At 59.4% G+C, this 19,922-nt stretch carries 15 protein-coding genes and 1 pseudogene; 4 read left to right on the top strand and 12 right to left on the bottom strand.

Translation table 11 applies throughout. The annotated features are described in order from the left end of the window. Positions 1-86 precede the first annotated feature (86 nt). A complete protein-coding gene (locus IEI95_RS00800) occupies positions 87-1,712 on the top strand; it encodes a GMC family oxidoreductase (RefSeq protein WP_194415570.1) in 1,626 nt (541 codons plus the stop codon). 101 nt (positions 1,713-1,813) lie between these two features. Here IEI95_RS00800 and IEI95_RS00795 read toward each other — a convergent pair whose 3' ends face one another. The 4 genes from IEI95_RS00795 to IEI95_RS00780 form a co-directional block, all read right to left on the bottom strand. Continuing rightward, positions 1,814-2,710, bottom strand: coding sequence for a haloalkane dehalogenase (locus IEI95_RS00795; RefSeq protein ID WP_156555931.1), 897 nt, complete (start codon positions 2,708-2,710; stop codon positions 1,814-1,816). A gap of 14 nt (positions 2,711-2,724) precedes the next feature. After that, entirely contained in the window at positions 2,725-3,348 is a 624-nt protein-coding gene (locus IEI95_RS00790) for a peroxidase-related enzyme (RefSeq protein ID WP_081344243.1), read from the bottom strand. Between the two features lie 138 nt (positions 3,349-3,486). Further along, positions 3,487-4,692, bottom strand: a complete 1,206-nt coding sequence (locus IEI95_RS00785) for an acyl-CoA dehydrogenase family protein (protein WP_194415568.1) — start codon at positions 4,690-4,692, stop codon at positions 3,487-3,489. Between the two features lie 53 nt (positions 4,693-4,745). Beyond that, entirely contained in the window at positions 4,746-5,315 is a 570-nt protein-coding gene (locus IEI95_RS00780) for a peroxidase-related enzyme (protein ID WP_010974858.1), read from the bottom strand. A gap of 185 nt (positions 5,316-5,500) precedes the next feature. Here IEI95_RS00780 and IEI95_RS29195 point away from each other — a divergent pair. The 3 genes and pseudogenes from IEI95_RS29195 to IEI95_RS00770 all read left to right on the top strand — a co-directional run. Then, positions 5,501-5,838, top strand: a pseudogene (locus IEI95_RS29195) (hypothetical protein); the annotation flags it as partial. A 277-nt stretch (positions 5,839-6,115) separates the two neighbouring features. Next, positions 6,116-7,102 (top strand): AAA family ATPase, encoded by a 987-nt coding sequence (locus tag IEI95_RS00775; protein ID WP_045231753.1) that lies wholly within the window; start codon positions 6,116-6,118, stop codon positions 7,100-7,102. A gap of 3 nt (positions 7,103-7,105) precedes the next feature. Then, the gene (locus IEI95_RS00770) at positions 7,106-9,616 is read left to right on the top strand and encodes a S8 family peptidase (protein WP_194415566.1); all 2,511 of its coding nucleotides are present in this window, start codon (positions 7,106-7,108) and stop codon (positions 9,614-9,616) included. 626 nt (positions 9,617-10,242) lie between these two features. Here the strand turns inward: IEI95_RS00770 and IEI95_RS00765 are convergent. The 8 genes from IEI95_RS00765 to IEI95_RS00730 form a co-directional block, all read right to left on the bottom strand. Beyond that, a complete protein-coding gene (locus IEI95_RS00765) occupies positions 10,243-13,848 on the bottom strand; it encodes an ABC transporter ATP-binding protein (protein ID WP_194415564.1) in 3,606 nt (1,201 codons plus the stop codon). Between the two features lie 85 nt (positions 13,849-13,933). Continuing rightward, positions 13,934-15,382 (bottom strand): ABC transporter ATP-binding protein, encoded by a 1,449-nt coding sequence (locus tag IEI95_RS00760; RefSeq protein WP_194415563.1) that lies wholly within the window; start codon positions 15,380-15,382, stop codon positions 13,934-13,936. Continuing rightward, the gene (locus IEI95_RS00755; RefSeq protein ID WP_174045392.1) at positions 15,383-16,240 is read right to left on the bottom strand and encodes an ABC transporter permease; all 858 of its coding nucleotides are present in this window, start codon (positions 16,238-16,240) and stop codon (positions 15,383-15,385) included. Next, complete coding sequence (locus IEI95_RS00750; RefSeq protein WP_194415561.1) at positions 16,237-17,199, bottom strand: ABC transporter permease; 963 nt, start codon at positions 17,197-17,199, stop codon at positions 16,237-16,239. The genes IEI95_RS00755 and IEI95_RS00750 overlap by 4 nt, the downstream gene beginning before the upstream one ends. Positions 17,200-17,201: 2 nt before the next feature. Continuing rightward, on the bottom strand, positions 17,202-18,287 hold the full coding sequence (locus IEI95_RS00745; protein WP_194415559.1) for an ABC transporter substrate-binding protein: 1,086 nt from the start codon (positions 18,285-18,287) through the stop codon (positions 17,202-17,204). Between the two features lie 36 nt (positions 18,288-18,323). Then, positions 18,324-18,623 carry an ABC transporter substrate-binding protein gene (locus IEI95_RS00740; RefSeq protein ID WP_194415557.1) on the bottom strand — a complete coding sequence of 100 codons (300 nt, stop codon included), beginning with the start codon at positions 18,621-18,623 and terminating at the stop codon, positions 18,324-18,326. After that, positions 18,616-18,759 carry a hypothetical protein gene (locus IEI95_RS00735; protein ID WP_194415555.1) on the bottom strand — a complete coding sequence of 48 codons (144 nt, stop codon included), beginning with the start codon at positions 18,757-18,759 and terminating at the stop codon, positions 18,616-18,618. The genes IEI95_RS00740 and IEI95_RS00735 overlap by 8 nt, the downstream gene beginning before the upstream one ends. Before the next feature lie 266 nt (positions 18,760-19,025). Beyond that, entirely contained in the window at positions 19,026-19,880 is an 855-nt protein-coding gene (locus IEI95_RS00730) for a MurR/RpiR family transcriptional regulator (RefSeq protein WP_194415553.1), read from the bottom strand. Between the last annotated feature and the right edge of the window lie 42 nt (positions 19,881-19,922).

Raw genomic sequence — 19,922 nt, 5'->3', positions numbered from 1 at the left:
ATCCACGCAGCGCTGGCTCGTTCGAGGCGAAACAGTTCAACAGGAACGCCGGTAAAGTTTCATTCTCAACACGTGGGAAGAAAATCTTGAAGCAAGTAGAAGCTGATGAATTCGATTTCATCGTCGTCGGAGGAGGATCCGCTGGCGCTGCCGTCGCTGCAAGATTGGCTGAGCGTCCGGAATTGCGGGTTCTGCTCCTGGAAGCTGGTCGACAGCAGTCCGGCATCCGGTTCCGGCTGCCGATATTGACTCCGTTCGCGCTCGCGAAAGAGGATGCAGTCTGGAACTTCACGACATTGCCTGAACCCGGCCTCAATGGCAGGGAACTTGTCTGGCCGCGCGGCAGGGGACTTGGGGGTTCCTCTCTCATCAATGGCATGCTCTGGGTACGGGGAGACCCGGTGGAGTATGACCTCTGGGCTGCCTCAGGCTGTACCGGCTGGTCTTATGGCGATCTGCTGGATTTCTTCAAGCGCAGCGAAACATACATTCCCGGTGATCCGGCGAGCAGAGGGCAGCGCGGGGCTGTGACGGTTACCAGGCACCGTCCAGCAGATCCTCTCTCTGATGCGTTCCTGAAGGCTTGCGGTAACATGCAGGTATCACAGCAGGATGATTACAATGCGGGTATTTCGGAAGGCGCAGGCTATCTCCAGTTCAACCAGCGCCGGGGATTGCGTCATGGCACAGACCGTGCCTATCTCTCGCCCGCCAGCAGGTGTGCTAACCTGACCATTCGCGAAGGCGCTGTTGCAAACCGCATCCTCTTCGAAGGGAAGAGAGCGATCGGGGTGGAGTATCGCGCGGCGGATGGCCTGAGATGTGCCATCGCACGGCGAGAGGTCGTTCTATCCTGCGGCACCGTTCAATCCCCGAAGCTGCTTGAGCTTTCGGGTATAGGGGACGGTGAGGTGCTTGGCCGGGCAGGTATCGTGCCACTGGTGCACCTCCCGGGCGTCGGAGAAAATCTGCGCGATCACCTTAATGTGCGCGTCGGTTTTCGTACCCGTTTCCGCGGCACCCTGAATGATGTCCAACACAGCTACGTCTGGAAGGTACGCGCCATGCTTTGCTGGCTTGCGCGAGGCGGCGGTCCCCTATCTACCATAGGGGCGACAGCCCATGCATTTGTGAGAACCCGGTCGGACCTCGAACGGGCGGACGTGAAAATCCAGATGCTGCATTTCAGTGCACCCCACAATACCGGAAATATCAGCGGACGTCTGGATGAGTTTCCCGGCTTCAGCATCTCGACGTTCGTCCTGAGGCCGAATTCGACGGGTTCCAGCCACATCCGGTCGGGCGCCGCCGCGGAGCCGCCGGCGATCGTTGCGAACTACCTTTCACACGAGGAGGATCTCCGCTCGATGCTCGGTGCCTTTCGATTCATCAACAGAATTGCCTCGGATTCGGTCTTTGATGATCTTATCGTCTCACGGGACAACGACCTCGCGGGTCTGCAGAGCGATCAGGACATCCTGGAATGGGCAAAAACAACCGGTCTGACGTCCTACCATCCCATCGGAACGTGCAAGATGGGTACGGATTCCGCAAGCGTCGTCGATCCGAGACTGAGAGTGATCGGTGTTGACGGACTGAGAGTCGTTGATGCGTCCGTCATGCCGACAATGCCATCCTCCAACACGCACGGACCCACCGTCATGATTGGCGAGAAGGGGGCGGCAATGATCCTGGAGGATAGTTTGTCGTGATAGTCGTTCGACATTGACAGGTTCAGCGTCTGTGGGTGCCGCCCAAATTCAGAAGGAGAATATTTTGATCCGAGATTCAGGGATGATTGGTAACGTTCTGCCTAATTTCCTGCAATGCGTGTTAGCCATGCGTCCAGGAGGCGTGCGATCGTCTCGGGTTGCTCTTCTTGTACGAAATGGATCCCCGCGCCCGCTGCTTCTATTTCCAAATTACGGATGGTAACTTGACTCCACTTCAATATGGCATCGGTGAGTAGAAAACCAGGTTTGAATGTCAGCAGTAGCTTGGGAGTATCGCTCGTATTGAGCCAGTTTACCGCCTGTTCCAGGAATGCCACAGTGCTTGCTGGCTCGCCATCCACTGGAAGATTGCGTGGTCCTGCGAGTATCACCTTGCGCGAGTGCGGCGTCGGAAACGGCGTTTGGTATTGCCTTAGGTCCTCCGCCGCCAAAGGGGTAAGGAAAAACCAGGGGAAAAGCTCAGTCAGGAAGCGGTTTTCCTGCTGAACGAAGATTTCACCTTCGCCCGGTTGGCGGAGCTTCGCTCGGCGGGTGACGAATTCCGGTGACAGATCCACCGAATCAATGTTCCGTAACACTGGCTCGAAAAAGGCCACGGCTCGGACGCGGTCTGGATTCCGGCTGGCCCAGTTTAGTCCAAACGCTGCGCCATAATCCTGCAGAACCAGCGTCACATTCCTTAGGTCGAGGGCGTCGAACCAAGCGTCAACGTAACGCTGCTGATTCTCCAATGTGTATTCGATATCAGGCTTGCTAGATTGGCCGTACCCGATCAGATCGACGGCCAATAGCCGACCGTGTCCATGGAGACGGCGGAATATGTGGCGCCACAGATAGGAACTCGTGGGATTGCCGTGGAGAAAGACGATTGGAGCACCTGAACCATGTTCAACCGTGTGGATTTGCAGGCCGAATGCCGGCACATCATACGCTTTCGCGCCGTCACCAAAGGCGGGATGTGGTGATTTCTCAGTCATGTGACGGTGTTCCTTCAAGCCGAAACGAAAAACTGAGGGTCGGGAAGCACGTTCAATGCGATGGTTAAACGATTGCCGTAGGAGAAGAAAGCAGAGACTTCCAGCACCTCCAGAATCGCGGGTTCGCTGAACCCAATTGCTCGGAGCCGGGCGAAGTCGTCACTGCCCACACTATGGGGCGTAGTGGCCAGCTTCTGCGCCAAATCGGCCAGCGCTCGCTCGCGTGGTGCCAACGTCACATCATTGTGGTTTCGAGCAATCCGGTCCGCCAACACACGATCTCCAAGGGCGGCTGCCAACGCCGGGCGGTGGTTGAACACGCAATAGCTGCAGCCTGTCGCTACAGACGTCACGACTGCGATCAACTCACGCTCGGATGCGCTGAGATGGCTGTTGCTCTGGTCGAACAGGTGCTCATAGAAGGCCATAATACGCAGAGCGGTACCCGGATTGGCAGACAGCGCCGTCAGGAAATTCGGGACAAAACCGAACTTCTTTCGAATCCTCACATGGATGTCGCGCAATTTCTGGGGCAGTTCGTCCTCTGTCGGAACGCGAAGACGCGAAACGGGCTCTTCCAACTGCCCGGTCGATACGGGAGATGACGTGACGGAATGGGGCGCTGTTGCCTGGCTCATAATGGAGAGTCTCCCGATTGTGGGGTTGAAGTCGAGATCGCTGTTAAAATCCCTTTGCGGCGACTACGTCCCGATCGCCACGATGCGTCGAGTACCAATGAGTCCGCCACGCCAACGAATCTTGCAAAGATCGCCATGTCATTCGGCGGCTAGCGCTGCCGGAGGAAAGACGCCGAGATGGATCTGGCCAATGAGGTCGTGGGTCGCGTCGCTGTTCGGCGGATGGAAGGGGCCGGAACGGACGTCGCGCGTCAGCCGCTCCAGTTCGTTTCGACGGAGCAACGAGCTTGCGCCGGCAACCTTGCTGGCGCGATCAACGATCCGGAGTGCCCCATCGACAGCGTGCTGTTTGGCGCCAAGCAACTTGGTTGGCCAGAGTAGCCCGTGATCCACGCCCTCGGTCCATTCCGCCGCTACGCGGCTGAGAAAAGCCCAAATACTATCGAGTTCTATAGAAGCCTTGGCGATTTCGACCTGTGTTTGCGGATGATGGGCATAGGTCCGACCGGAGAGTGCCGGAGAAACGCGGGATTTAGCCGTTTCCACCGCGATGTCGAACGCGCGATTGGCAATGCCGTAGTACACAGCACCGATCGGAAGAACAGCCGAAGCAATGATGCCGTCAATAAAAGGATCGTTCGGCGGGCCGGCTGGAAGCACGCGCGTTACATAAGGTTTTGCCGCGATCACTCCCTCCAGGATTGTATCATCACTCCGCGTCGCGCGCACGCCATGCGAATCCCAGGTTTCTCGTGTGTGGTGCCCGGGATCCTGCCGGCGAATAAAAGCGTGGACAATTTTTGGTGTGGCTGGATCGCTTGCATCGAGTGCATGGATTCCGAGCCAGTCCCAGACGGGTGAAAGAGAGGTAAAAATCTTCCGTCCGTGAAAGCGGTAGCCACCGTCGGCGAGTGGTTCGGCCACAACGTTGGAGCCTGCGAGGCCAAGATCGTTGCCTGGCTCGCCATGGCCGGCTGCAAAGATCCGACCCGCTGCCGCCTCTTCGAGGATCCAGTCGGTTGAGTGATCGCCACGCCGCCAGAGATAAGCAGCAGTACCGATCCAATAGAGGTGCATGTTGATTGCCAGTGCCGTGGCGGGTGCATGATAAGAAAGCCGCGCCTGTTCGGCCAGTACCTGTGACAGGGTCAGCCCCCGGCCCCCGAATTCCACCGGCAGTGCTGCCTGTAGGTACCCGACTGCTTTGAGATCGGCGAGATCCTCAAAAAAGAAGCGGTTTTCCCGGTCATAATCCGCAGCGCGACTTTGAAAAGTGTGAAGCAAGACTTCATCAAGGAGATGTTGGCCTGCCTCCAATTTTGCATCAAGGGAATAAGTGCCCATACTGATCCTTTAGTCCTCCTTAAGTCTTAAACGGACTATTGGAAAATCGGTTATTATGAGAAGAATTTATCATCCGGAAGGATCCCCAAAGATATAGTGACCCTGTTGGTGTGATTGAACCAGGAAGCTGTTTCAACAGCTTCCAATAATTCTTCATCGGAAAGCTCAAGATCCCTGAGCTTCTCGAAGTCGGCTTGCGAGATAGTTTTGGGGCTTAGAGTCACCTTGACCGCCAAATCAGCCAAAGCCCGCTGTCGCTTTGATAAGTCGGCGAGGTGGTAGTCGAGCGCGACCCGACGAGCAAAACCCGGATCATTGAGCAGGTCGCCAAAGGCGCGCGTGTGATGAATCTCGCAAACGCCACATCCGTTCGTCGCTGAGACAACCACGGCGATTAACTCGCGATCCTGTAGCGGCAACCGCCTGCCCGTCGCCGCGAACAGATGCTCGAAATGACCGGTGAAGCGGCGAGCTGTGTCAGGATTGAGCGAAAGCGCCCGAACCCAGTTCTCATGGTGGTGACGATCAACTAAAGCCTGAATATCTTCAGGCAGTTCGGATTCGTCCGGAATGCGCAAACGGGAAATCCGCTGGCTCCGAGCCAGCCCGTCGATCGTTGTCATGCCATTCTCCGTCGATATTGAGGGGCCGACTGAATAAACAGTAGTCAGTTCTTCATTGATACAGTTTATAAAATCTATAGACGAACTAGATGAATCCAAATTCGATCGCGCGGAGAGAAAAACGTTCTCATCGCCGCTGCTCCGGGAACGATGTCGTCATTTTACAATGTCTTGCAGGCTGACCCGGTCGGCTCGACCCAAAGCACGCCTCCACAAAAGCTGTCCTCGAGACAATTGAAGCCACGGTAGAGGATATTCCGAACCACCGCCTACATTCCCCGGATGCAGAGATCTGGGTACAGGCCGGTGTGTTGGCCGGCTTGCTCTTCCGGCTGAGCAATCTGCCCAAGGGGCAGGGAACGAGCGCTGCTTCCTGAATGACGCCCTCGTGTTCCTGCAGGCGCGTCAATTGGGGGCGAGCGTGCTGACCGGCAACGTCCGCGTTTTTGATTTCCTCACCCAGATTCTGCCGACCGGACGGATCATCCTCTATCGAGCACCGCCGGGAGCGCAGACATCATGAACGTCACGGTCGGGCCTCCTGTCGATATTCTCCACGAACTGGAACAGCTAGCGTGGGCGCCGGCGCCTGACTCGTTGCAGTCTCGAATGTTGGGAACTGTTGCTTCGTTCAAATTGCTTTTCTCTATGGCGATCAATAAACTGGATTTTAACCAGTTCTTGGGGAGAGGCGTCTATCTCTCGAAAGTGCCCAAAAGTCACCGCGAGAGGAACACGATGACGCAAATGTGGACCGTTCAATCAGAAGGAGCTCGACCGATGAACCGAGCTCAGTCGTCATGACCACGGCGCAGCAGTTGATCTCGCTGCTGAAGAGCCACGTCGAAGGCGACGACGAGCAGTTCCTGACGATTGCATTGCAGGCTGCAGCGAGTGAGGCTCGCAGAGGCCATGGAAAGGTGGCTGTGCAACTGCGCGAGCTTGTCGATGCAGCGCGCGCCAACAAGGACCGTACCTCCGGGCGCAAGAAAGCCCCTGTTCCTATTGCGCAGCCACGCGGTGATCTCGCGAATCTGGTTGCGGTCCGCTACACTGACGTTCGGTTGTCGAGCATGATCCTTCCAGCAGAGCTCGAAGCTCGTTTGAAGCGCGTTATTCTCGAGCAGCGACAACAACATAAGCTTCGCAGCCATGGGCTGGCCCCACGGCGCAAACTGTTGCTCATCGGTCCCCCCGGATCCGGAAAAACCATGACGGCCGCTGCGCTCGCCGGTGAACTCCATACACCGTTGTTCACCGTTCAGCTCGATGGTTTGATGACGAAGTTCATGGGGGAGACCGCCTCGAAGTTGCGGCTTGTGTTCTCCGCCATGGCTGAAACCAAAGGCGTCTACTTCTTCGACGAGTTCGATGCCATCGGCGCGAAGCGCGCAGAACGCAATGACGTGGGCGAGATCCGGCGTGTCCTCAATTCGTTCCTTCAGTTCCTGGAAGAGGATGAGAGTGACGGTCTGGTGGTGGCGGCGACCAATCACCCGGAATTGCTCGATCCAGCGCTCTTTCGGCGTTTCGATGACGTCATCGAGTATGCATTGCCGAGCGTTGAGGTCGCGACCGGGATTTTGCAGGCGCGCCTTTCCAGCTTCGACACCCGGGATATCAACTGGACAAAAGCGGTTACAGATGCTGCCGGTTTGAGCCAGGCCGAGATTGCTCGCGCTGCGGCCGACGCCGCGAAACTCGTCGTCCTGTCCGACCGGGACCGCATCACCCAGAACGATCTGTCCCTCGCGATAGCCGAACGCAAAGGAGCGGCGTCGCAATAATCGATGGCAGAAGAACCACCGCGTCCACTCCCACACGTTTATTTGCCCGGTCACGGGAACATCCAGGACTACACCGCCAGAGGCGGAGGTGGCGGCGCAACCGTGCCGGTGCGCGATAGGGCTCAGCATGCTGTAAAGCTGACAGAAGCCCTTACCCGGGCAGTGGCAGACGCGGAAGCACAATTAAGAGCTCGCGAGCCCGACCTTGCGGGTGGAACGCCAGGTTTCTATCTTGAGTTCGAGCTCCCTTCATCCCAGAGCGAGATCGTCGATAAGCTCGAAAACCGCCAGGGCAAGTTTCCGATCGAACTTGTTAGCGTTCGCCCGATAGGGGAGGGAGGGAACGCGATTGCCGCCACCGTCTTCGTCCCCGAACGCCAGCGCGACTATTACCTCAAGAAGGTGGCCGAATATCGCGACCAGGACCGGATCCAACGGATCGAGGTCGACGGTGAGATCGTCGAAAGAAACAACGGACCCAAGAATGAAGTGCTCGTGGCCTCGCTTGAGACCGCGCGTCTTGCGGTGGCCAGATCCCTCTATACGGATGACGAGGCGTTCTTTCCGCTGCCCGGTACGGCCATCTGGTGGGAGGTCTGGCTGCGTCTCGGGACCAGAGACACCTTTGCGGCTGCGGCAGAGCGACTGGAGCTTCCAGTGCGTGAACACGCCCTTCAGTTTCCGGAGCGGGAGGTGTTGATCGTCCACGCGAGCGCCGAAACCCTCGGGCGGATCATTGCGCACACCGACACGATCGCAGAGCTAAGAACCGCACGCGATACACCGGCTTTCTTTATGGAGATGGACGGCGCCGAGCAACGCGCCTGGGCCGCGGAGACGGCGGGCCGCATTGTGCCCCCCGATGGTGACCGTCCCGCCGTCTGCCTGCTCGATTCAGGCTCTACCCGCCGTCACCCTTTGATCCTCCCGGCGCTCGCAGCAGTGGATCAGCAGGCATTCGATCCCGGCTGGAACGTCGAAGACACGAGCAATCAGGGGCACGGCGGCCATGGGACCCAGCTTTCCGGCGTTGCCATTTATGGTGACCTGACCGATGTTCTCGCCGGAGCCGGGCAGATCATCCTGACGCACCGACTGGAGTCGGTAAAGATTCTGCCCGACCACGGTGCAAATGACCCCGATCTCTTCGGCGCCATCACCGCCCAATCGATAGCGCGTGCCGAGATCGTTGCACCGAACCGGCCTCGCGCCATCTGCCTTGCCCTGACCAGCGATGGCGATCACTGGCGCGGCCGTCCGTCGTCGTGGTCTGCGGCTCTCGACGCACTCGCCTATGGCGCCGATAATGCGCCACGCCTGATTGCGGTCTCCGCCGGCAACATTCGTGAGGATATCCATCAGAACGATTATCTCGTCCGCAACGACATCACGCCGATCGAAAGTCCTGCCCAGGCGTGGAATGTGCTCACGGTCGGGGCATTTACCGAGAAGACGGCGATCACCGACCCTGTCTTCAACGGATGGGGTGTCATGGCCCAGGTTGGCGATCTCATGCCACGTAGCCGTACCTCCGTCACTTGGAACTACGATTGGCCTCTCAAACCCGATGTCGTCTTCGAGGGCGGCAATCTGGGCGTAGATCCGGCGACGCTAATCGGCGATCACCTCGACGATCTCGCGCTGCTGACGACCTATCGGACGCCCGAGAACCGGGCGTTCACCACGACGGGCGAGACCAGTGCGGCGACCGCGCTTGCGGCAAGGATGGGTGCGCAGGTTCTGGCTCAGCGTCCTGATCTGTGGTCCGAGACGGTCAGAGCGCTGATCGTCCATTCGGCCGAATGGACGCCGACGATGAAGGCCCATCTCGGCGGGATCAACAAGAATGCCTTGATGCGGCGTTACGGTTTCGGGGTTCCATCACTGGTGCGCGCCCTTGGAAGTCTCGATAACGATGTCACCATGGTCATCGAGAACGAGATGCAACCATTCAAGACCGTCGGCAGCAAGATCGAGACCAAGGACATGGTCCTGCACGCGCTTCCCTGGCCGACGGCGGAGCTCGAGGCTCTTGGTGAAACCCAGGTCCAGTTGCGGATCACGCTCAGCTATTTCATTGAGCCCAATCCCGGGGAGCGTGGCCAAACACGCCGTCACAGCTACGCTTCGCATGGATTGCGGTTTGCGTTGAAACCGGGCGACGAGCGCCCCGATGTCTTCTTGCGTCGCATCAATGCCGCGGCCGGGGCCAGGCCGCCGGCAAGGGCGGCGGGAGACGCAGGCTGGACGCTTGGTCCCGTTCTTCGCAATCGGGGATCGCTGCATGGGGATATCTGGGAGGGAAACGCCGTCGAGCTCTCCCAGCGTGACGCTATCGCCATCTATCCGACTGGCGGATGGTGGCGCGAGAATACAGGTCAGAGAAGGGGTGATAGAGCGGTTCGTTATGCACTTGTCGCAACGTTGCGAACTGCGGCTGATGTCGATCTCTACACACCGATCAGCACCCCCATCCTTCCAGAGGTGGTGCCCGAAATTCTGATTGAGACTTAGACCCTCCCGCATGGGAGATATCGGTGAACATCCCAGACATGTCGCCTTCCAGTCAGTCACCCGACTCGGATAGCTCATAGGGTTCCGGCGCCACCGCCGTGAAGGAGAGATGTGTGCCTTTCCCCGACTGATCAGGGCACACGCGTGCTCGGCAGATACCGACGGCGCCGGGCCAGTGGAGGCGGCTGATCCGGCCTTATTCGATGGGGCCGGTACGGTCGCACGCGACGCATTGAAACCCTCCCAGACTGGCGAAGGTGCAGCGCGAAAGCGCAGCACGCGGCAAGAAAGCGGAACCGATTGAAGCCGTTCCGCCACCTTCTCCAGGCGTTCCCGCCGTTTCTGACGATGCAATCCGCCTTGATGAGGAGATCAGACTGCTGGGGGAGCAGCTGGCGCGCAATCTTCAGCTGCAAAATGCACAAGAGGATGCCGGAGCGGTTCGAACGCTGAACGTGTCATTGTCTCTGACATTCAATCGAGCTAATGTGCCTTGGCTCGGCGCATTCTGGATCCCCGCCATCGACGCCATTGCTCATCCCCACATTCGCACTACAAACCCGAGGGGAAACGTCAGTGTCGTCGGTTGTCGGCTTCTATTTAGATTCATATTCCAAGGCGCCCATTCACTGACCCGCAAGCGCTGCGTATTCGACCTGAGCCGATCCAACGGACTGATGGCCGATCAGTTCGGCGTAAAATCCACCCAGGCTCATCAGATCACGGTGTTTTCCCCGCTCGACGATCCGCCCATCCCGCATCACCAGGATCTGGTCGGCTGCCCGGATGGTCGAAAGGCGGTGGGCAATGATAATGGTGGTCCGGTTGACCATGAGCTCATCGAGCGCGGCCCGCACATGTGCTTCGCTTGCTGCGTCAAGGTGCGAGGTCGCCTCATCCAGGATCAGAACAGGCGCGTTCTTGAGGAATGCCCGGGCGATGGATATCCGCTGTCTCTGTCCACCGGATAGCTGAACGCCCCGCTCTCCGACAGGAGTTTCGAGACCAGCGGGCAATGACGCAAGAAAATCCGTGAGAGCAGCCCGCTGGATGGCGAGGTCCAGGTCGTCCTGAGTGGCATCTGGACGAGCGAGCCGAATGTTTTCAGCTAACGTCGCATTGAAGAGGTACGTATCCTGGGCGACGAGCGCGATATGTTCGCGGAGACTGTCGAGCGTGATTTCGCGCAGATCATGGCCGTCGATCGTGATGCTTCCCTGCTCAGGATCCCAGAAGCGGAGCACCAGGTTTGCGATTGTCGTCTTCCCGGCTCCAGACGAGCCGACGAGAGCGATCCGCGCCCCGGCCGGCACCTTGAAATCGATCTCCTCAAGCACGGTAGATCCGGCTTTGTCGTAGGAAAAGGTGACGTTCGAAAATTCCAGCTCAGATCCACCGGCTGTTTCGGGCAGGAGCATTGGACCGTCGACAACCGGAATGGGCTCGACATGGACGGCATGAACGCGCCGCGTGGACGCGATCGAGTCTGCCAGCTGTCGTGCCGCCTGCGCCAGTTCCGACACGGGCAGGAAGGCTGCGGACGATAGCAAGGCGACCAGCGGGAGAAGCGTCGGCTCGAACGCATGGCTATGGATCATGAAGGCCGCAGTGACCAGCACTGCCGCAGATCCGAGGGCGGATACCACCTCCTGCCTGGCCGTCTGGAACGACAGGTCCGCATTGAGCGCCACTCTCGTGCGCTGATACTCCGCCGTCTGATCGTGAAAGACCTTCCGGCGCGCAGCAACCGCGCGAAAGGCGATGAGTTCGCCCATGCCTTGCACTGTGTCCACGACAAAGGCATTGAGGCCACCCAGTTCGGCGCGAGCCTGGCCGCCGAGGGCATCAACCTTGCGTCGCTCAAACACTGGCGCGAGGGCGGCATAAACCAGGAATGGCAACAACACGACCGCCGTTGGCCAGGCGATGAAGGTGAGAGCGATCAGAACTGTCAGTGGTATCAGGAGCGCCACCATCGCCGGCGCCACGACGTGAGCGAAGAAATACTCGACCGTCTCGACGTCTTGCGTTCCGAGGGAGACTAGGTCGCCTGACCGCCGCTTCAGAAGATAGGCCGGCGCGAGCTTTTCCAGGGCGTAGTAGAGATCGACACGCATCTGGGCGAGCAGTCTGTAGGCCATGTCGTGGGAGCGCCACGATTCATTCCATTGCAGGAACGCTGCCAGAGGCACCAGCGCCACCATCCAGGCGACATACGAGCCGAATGGGGTGCCCGTCTTGATTGCCGCCACTGTCAAAGCGCTGAGCGTGCTGACGCCGATCAAGGCATAGACACGTCCCACGCCGGAGGTGACGGTGAGGATCAATTGCTTGCGCCAGGGCCCGATCAGTTTGAACAGCGTTCCCAAGGTCTGGAATGAGGTCAGGCCCGCTGCTATCCTCTCCCCTTCGGTCAGTTGAGGTTTTGCCGAGGATGTCGTCGCGATAGTGGCCGGGCGTTCTTTCTCGGGTGCGACGGCCGTGCCGAAGTCCAGCAAGGCGTCACTTTCATTGAGTTCGATCTGTTCGGCCATGAGTTTCCGGTACGGGCCGTCGCGGGCGATCAGTTCGGCATGGGTGCCGCTATCGGCGATCAGGCCATCGGAAACCACGAGGATACGGTCAGCATCGATCACGCTCGACAGGCGATGCGCGAGCACGACAGTCGTCCGCTCCCTGGAGAGATCATCAAGTGCGGTCTGGATAATGCTTTCGTTTTCAGCGTCGACCGACGAGAGTGCTTCGTCGAGGATGAGAATGGGAGCATCTCTCAAGACTGCGCGGGCAATCGCTATACGCTGTCGTTGACCGCCCGACAGTCGCAAGCCACGTTCCCCGATGATTGTGCGATAGCCCTGCGGAAGCGAAGCAATAAACTGATGGGCGTTGGCTGCATGCGCAGCGGCCTCCACCTGTTGCGGTGTCGCGTCGGGACGGGCGATACGGATGTTGTCTTCGACCGATCCGTAAAAAAGATAGGTATCCTGTTGGACCACGGCGATCTGATCGCGGATGTGATCGGCAGCCAGCGTTGTGACATCGTGCCCACCAATGCGGATCGTACCGGTGTCAGCGTCGTAGAAACGCAGCAGAAGCTTGACGATGGTCGATTTTCCCGAACCGCTGTAGCCGACAATGCCGATGCGCTCGCCTGCCCTGACGTCGAAAGAGACGCCCTTCAGGGCTGCGCCGCGTTCGACCGAATAGCTGAACTGGACATTATCAAAGGATATTGACGGCTCGATATCCGGAGTGGCAGAGGTTTCGCGTGGTGGGCGCGGTGGTGTCGCCTGCAGCAACGCCTTGATCCCCACGGCGGCTGCGTTGGCCATCATGCCCCGATGGAGTAGGGAGCGCAGATCGCGTAAGGGCCGGAACACCTCTGTCCCAGCCATCAACACGATAAGCAAGGCTTCGATACTCATGTCCCCGTGGCTGACGCGCCACGCGCCAAGCGCAATGGCGGCAGCCGCACCGCCGGCGATGGCGAGGTCCGTGAATGCCCGGCTCATAAGGGCAGCTTGCAGGACAAACATCGTGCTGTCGGCCAACTGGTTTGCTTTCAGGGCAAGCCGCTCGCCGAACGCGGCGCTTTGGCCGAACGCCTTGAGGGTTGGCAAGCCTTGCACGGCATCGAGAAAATCCGCACCGAAGGCTTTGAAGGAGCGCACGCGGCGTAGCGTCGACTGTTCGCCAATACGCTTGAGGACCACCGGAAAGATCAAGGCGAGAATGGCGGCCACCGAGATCACGGCTGCGACGGGGACGTCCCAGAACGACAGGACCGCAAACAGCAGCACGGGCGCCAGAAAGGCGATGGCGACCTGTGGGATAAACTGGCCGAAAAACGCCTGGAGTTGTTCGACACCATCAATTGTCGAAAGGGCTATACTGCCCGTCCGGCGCTCGGCGAGCCATGCCGGTCCCAGCCGCACGATCTGATCGAAGAGGCTGAGCCGGACCCGGTCCTGAATGAGTGCTGCCGTGCGATGCGCCACCATCGCGCGCCAGTATTCAAGACCCATGCGTGACAGGATGACCGCCACGAGTATGGCAATGGCAACCAACTGATCGGCCAAGGGCGCGCCTTCGAACAGACGCGCGATCAGCCAGCCGAGGATAATGAACCTTGCGATGCCGAGTGCCAGCGAAACAAATCCGAGGGCGATGGCTGCGGCGATTCGGGCCCGGAAGCCCTTCGTCGCCGCCCAGAGTTGGGCGTCAAAATGCATGTTTATGTCCTACCGAGGCGTTCACGAAGCGTAGCGTTGACTACGTTATTTAAATTACACTACGGGGAAGGTAATGTCCATTACGTCAAGTAGGAAGACTGCTCGGTTTCGATCTCGTGACGTCGATCAACGACGCGGGGGCCTTATCATCCGCCACCATCAGCATGCGGCGGTCCGCTATCGCTGTGCTCAGGTCCCGATCATGGGTGATGAGCAGGATCGCCAACTCGTCCTCGTCGGCGACTTTGCGCAGATGACGAATAACCTGCTCCTGCACCGGAGGATCGAGGCGCGACGTCGGCTCGTCGGCAATCAGCATCGTCGGCCTCATCGCTAGAATGCGGACAAGTGCCAGGCGTTGCGCTTCACCACCGCTGATTTGATGCGGGCGGCGATGAAGCAAGTCGTGACGCAGGCCAAAGCGCTGCATCAATCCGGGGACTTCGCCGAAGCCGCGGTCGCCGTCTGGCAGGCGACGCAAATCTTCGAGGCTACGCCCGAGCGACTGCCACGGCGAGAACACCCGCGTCGGATCCTGATGGAGCTTTTGAAGGGAGCCGCCACGTGCCGCTGTCGGCCGCCGGATGATCCCCCCAAGGGGGGAGGCCTGTCCGAGCAGCGTTCTGCCCAGGGTCGTCTTTCCGATACCACTCTTGCCCAGGAGGGCCGAAATATGCCCGGCATGGCAATGAAAATTTAGATCGTCCGCCAGAATTCTGCTGCCGATACCGATGCGCAGGTGATCGGCCTCGATGACTTTCGCAGTCGTTGACCGCGCATAGGGGCGGGGTTCCCACGTTGCGGGATCGCTTGCGATGTACCGACGCGCATAATCCGTGCGGGGATCCCTCAGGATTTCTTTCGCAAGTCCGGACTCTATGATCGAGCGTTCGTCGAGAAAGGCGATCTGATCGGCCAGTGACCGGACAAGCGCGATATCGTGAGTGATGAGGAGGATCGCGCGACCGCTCTTTCGCAACGCGCTGAATACCTGGGCCACAACATCGCGCCGGTCCGCATCGAGACCCTTGGTCGGTTCGTCTACGAGGACGATGCCGGCACTGGTCACGGAAGCGATCGCTGCCATCACACGCTGCGCCATGCCTCCGGACAGTTCGAATGGACGCTTGTCATGGTGTTCAGCATCCAGTTGCATGGCCGAGAGTGCTGCGCCGGCTTCATGTGATCGTCGTGGCGACTGAATTTGCTCGCCGACCTGAGACTTTGCGCTCAGCAGGGGCGCAAGCGCGTTGAGCGGCTCCTGGGGAAGCAGGAAGAGGTCTTTCGCCCATAGAGACCTAAGTGCTGTGCGGTCGGCGGCGTCATAGATGCGCCCGTTGACGATGATGCGGCCAGAGACCGAAACGCCGCCCGGAATGAGACCCATGATGGCGCTGCCGATCAGGCTTTTGCCGCTGCCTGTTTCGCCGAGGACGGCCAGGATTTCGCCGGCAGCCACGCTGAGCGAAATGTTTTCCACGATGACACGATCAGGCGTTGCGATCGTCAGCCGTTCGACAGCAAGGGTGCTCACCTAGACAACCTCCTCGATCCCCTGGCGACGGGCGCTGTAATATTCGCCGATCAGCGTTGCCGAGAGTGTGCAGATCAGAATGGCACCGGCCGGAGCCAGCACCATGTGAGGATAGGTGCGGAAGAAGGTCATGGTTCCGGCGATCATACCGCCCCATTCGGCATCCGGGGGACGAAGGCCAAGACCGAGGAAGCCGACCGACGAAATCGTCAGGACGTTGGCGCCAACAGTCAAAACGCCGAGGGAGGAAAGATAGGGGACAATTGCCGGCAGGACGTGTGTGCGGAATATGTAGACCGAACCGAACCCGAGCAGACGGGAGGCCTCGACATGATCGGTGGCCAGTTCACGCGCGGTAATGGCTGCGGTGAGGCGGGCGAAGCCTGGCCATTGCGACATCCAGAGGCCAAAGAGAATCGGACCGATCCCGCCGCCCAACAGGCCGGAAACCAGAATGACGAACAATAGGCTGGGGCAGGCGATGATCACGTCGGACAGGCGCATGATGACCTGCCTCATCCAGCCCGTCCGAAACGCGGCCAGAAATCCGAGCACCAGACCGGTGGCCAGTGAAGCGACCACTCCGGCAAAGGCAATTCCGAGCGATATGCGTGTTCCTGCAACCAGCCGGGCTGCGATGGATCGTCCAAGATTGTCGGCGCCCAGAAGATAGTCGGTGGACGGAGAAGCATAAGCGGCACCGAGATCCTGTCGATTGGGATCGACGGTCAACAGGAGAGGCCCGAACAACCCCACCAGCAGCATTGCAGCCAAAGGCATGAATCCAAAAAGCACGATCGACAGTGGCGGCATGCGCCGGGGCTTGATGGCAACCCGATCGAGCGATGAAAACGTCATGGCTGTTGGCCCGCCACAAACAGCCGCGGGTCGAGCAGCCTGACCGTGATGTCGCTGAGGCCGTTGATCGCGACCACGGAGACGCCAATCAGCAACCCTGCACCCATCGCCATCGGTATGTCGGCCGCCAGAACGCTATCGATCAGCCGAGTTCCGAGACCGTCGAGGTTGAACAACACGTCGATGACGACCAGACCACCGATCGTATGAGCAACCAGCGGCCCAAAATAGGCAATGACCGGTACGAGGGTCGGCCGCAGTGCATGGGTAAAGATGATCCGCAACCAGCTCTGGCCCTTGATCCGCCCGTAGGTCGGATAGAAGTCCTGCATCGTTGCGACCACGGCGTTACGCACCACGCGCGAAAGCTCTGGAAGGAGCGCAAGCGCAAGCGTGCAGGAGGGAAGGATCACGTAACCGGGCAGGTTATTGCCGGCCGCCGGCAGCCAGCGCAGGCCGATCGCAAATATCGTTATCAGAATGATGCCGAGCAAGAACGACGGCACTGATGACAGCACCGCGGAAACGGCGAGAAACCCCCGATCGACAATGCTGTCTCGCCGCATCCCGGCTGCAAAACCTGTTGCCAGGCTTAGGGCGAGAGCGAAACCGACCCCGATGATCGCAATGCTCATCGTCGTGCGAAAACTCTGCCACACTTCCGGCGTGACCTCGCGGCCACTGATCATGGAGCGTCCTAGCTGGCCGGTGAATACGGACCCGACCCACCGGCCATATTGCAGAATGACAGGCTGATCCAGCCCCGTCATCTGGCGCGCCTGATCCACGGTCTGCAGGGAAATCCGCTCGCCGTAACGAGCTTCCGCAACCCGAAACGCAATATCGCCCGGGGCCATCTGCACTGCGACAAAAGCGAGGCTGGCAACTGCAAACGCAACGCCCGCCGCAGCCAACAGATGACCGATAACCGCTCCGGCAATGCCGCGCATGGCCGACATGCTCAGCTAACCCATTTGACGCGGTCGATCCAGAAGCCGACCTCGAGGGCATCGATTGGCACGCTGTCGAAAGCGATCCGGTCGGAAATCGAGACATTGTAGTCGTACCAGACCACCGGAATGACCGGCAGATCGGCATTGACGAGCGCACGGATCTTCTTTCGAGCCGCTGCGCGCTGGTCCTCGCTGCGAGCGGCAAGATACTCGCTGAGGGCTTGTTCCATGTCCGGATTGCGGTAGTTCACACCGCTCCATACAGCGTTCGCCGCATTGCTTTCGGCATAATCGAGCACCAGGGTGGCGACGGGATCAGGCACGGCACCATAGTTTCGTCGCGTGAGGCCGAAGAGGAAGCTGCCCTTGGCGACGGCCTCCAGAACTTGTCCCTGGTTGCCGTTTTCGAGCTTGACCTCGATGCCGACGTCGGCGAGCTGCGCCTGGATCGCTTCCGCCAAAGATTTGACTTCCGGCTGCTTGCCAACAATCATCGCAAACGAGAAGCGCGTTCCATCGCGGGTGAGGACGCCGTCCGACCCCTTGGTCCAGCCAGCCCCAGCCAAGAGCCGCTCGGCCTCTTTGACGTCGCGTTCGATCTGCGGCAGATCGGAATCGTACCAGTCGGGAAAGGCAGCAGAGAAGAGCTGGTTGGCGGCGGCCTTTGGATTGCCGAACAGTGCCTTGGCAATCCCCTGCCTGTCGACGGCCAGCGAGATTGCCCGACGCTCAACAGGGTCATCGAAGCGCACGTCTCCCGCATTAACGAAGACGCCGTTGATCCGCGCAGTCTGGACCTGCTTGACCTTGACCTTTCCGCTGCCTTCGACCCGGTCGCGCAAGGCCTGCGGCAGACCGAGAACCAGATCGACCTGACCCGCTTCTGCCATGTTGGCAATCGTGTCGGGCGACGTCGCGCCGGTGAAATGTACCTTGGCGATATGCGCTGGCGTTCCCCAATAATCGGAGAAGGCTTCCAGATCCACCGAGGTTTTGCCCTCGATTTTGGTGATCTTGTAAGGCCCGTGCCGATGATGTGTTTGACGGTCCGTCAGGAGCAAAGGAGGATTTTGCCAGAATAACGGCGGGGCCATCGGTGAAGAAGTCCGCCACGAGGCTGAACGGTTTCGTCAGAGAGACAACCACTGACTGACCGCAACGCTCACGGACGAAATCGGCAGTTGCGGCACCATTTCGGTATTGTTGCGCGACTTGCGCATGACTTCGATCGCGTCGCGAACCAGTTCCGGGGTCAACGCACTACCATCATGGAAGCGCACGCCTTCGCGAATGACGAAAGACCAGTTCAGACCGTCGTCGCTGACCGACCAGCTTTTGGCAAGTTCCGGCGCGAGCTTGCCGTCCGGATCGATCGTCACCAGGGTTTCGGCGACCCGAAGCCTACGGAAATGGTAGCTGGTGTCAGCCAACTCGAGGCTGGTGATTCTCGCGAGGCGAGGTGATCTGAAGGATCCGTTCCTCTTTTGCCAAAGCGGCGCGGCCGAGCACGGTCGTTACGGCGCCGAGCGCCACGGACGCGGCAAGCACCGCTCTTCGGGAAATCATGAATAGGCTCCTCGGGTTAAACTCGACATGACGACCATGCCCGGACGAAGCCCCAGCCTGTCCGGCGCGTCGCTGCCCGTGGAATGGCGTCGTGTTCCGGAACCCAGCCACTACACAGCGTAGTAGCTGTTACCATTCATGATAATAACGATCAAGTTTAAATATCGGCTGATCTCCTTGGGCCAGTCGGCTTTTCGGCCGTTGGCGTCATTGTTGGTCTTCCCTGATCATCATTGGCGTAGTGTTGACGACGCAGCGTCTGGCTTTCAGGTTCTGCGATCCAGTTCACTGCGGAAATCGCGAAGTCGGCGCGCCGTCTCCATGGCCTGGTCCGGGCCAAGCTGGGTAAGAGACAGGACAAGGGTCTCAAGGGCGAGCAGGATCGTTCCATAGAACGTCATATTGCCGACCTCGGTTCGTGGTACTTCCAGAACGGACTGAGCACCGACCGCGAGGCGACCAGTCGGGTTGTCGGTAATGACGACGAGCATTCCACCGATACGTTGAAGCTCCTCCTTGATGAGAAGGCTTTCCTTGTGAACTTTGCCGTAGGCAAGGAGGATTACAGCATCGCCCGGCTGCAGGCCGAGCAGTGCGTCGGCGAAGGCGTGGCCGGTACCCTCCATCACGAAATTCGCACGGCCTATTCGGCCAAGATGCGTTGCGGTCTGCTGCGCCAGACGGGAAAGCGGCCCGCCGCCATGGAGGCCGATCCGGCTGGCATCGTTCAGGAGGTGCGCCGCAGACTGAAACTGCTCTGGCAATGCCGGTCGCGACAGTCTCTCCAGTGTCCTGGCATAGGCCTCGACCACCATTTGGAGCGGAGGCCGGCTTCCATCCTGTGTCAACTCACTCACGGTCACGCCCACCTTTTCTACCGGTGTACGGGCACCCTCGTCGAGTTTCTCTGCGATCACGGTCTTGAGGTGAGGTAGCCCATCGAAGCCAAGCGTCTGGATTGATCGGATAACGGTGGCGTCGGATGCGTCAATCTTCGCAGCTAGCTCGAGAGCAGAACTGACGAGCACGGCATTGGGATGTCGCTCGATATAGTCCAGGAGTCGAGTAGCCGCGGCGCTGAGATTTTGTCTCTGCTGCACTTCAAGCATATGATATTCCACTATCCGTTCCTGGGTTCCTCGAAGGGCTGAGCGCCATAACTA

Source organism: Agrobacterium vitis (assembly GCF_014926405.1).
GTDB classification, from domain to species: Bacteria; Pseudomonadota; Alphaproteobacteria; order Rhizobiales; family Rhizobiaceae; genus Allorhizobium; species Allorhizobium vitis_H.
This window is presented reverse-complemented; position numbering and strand designations above follow the sequence as displayed.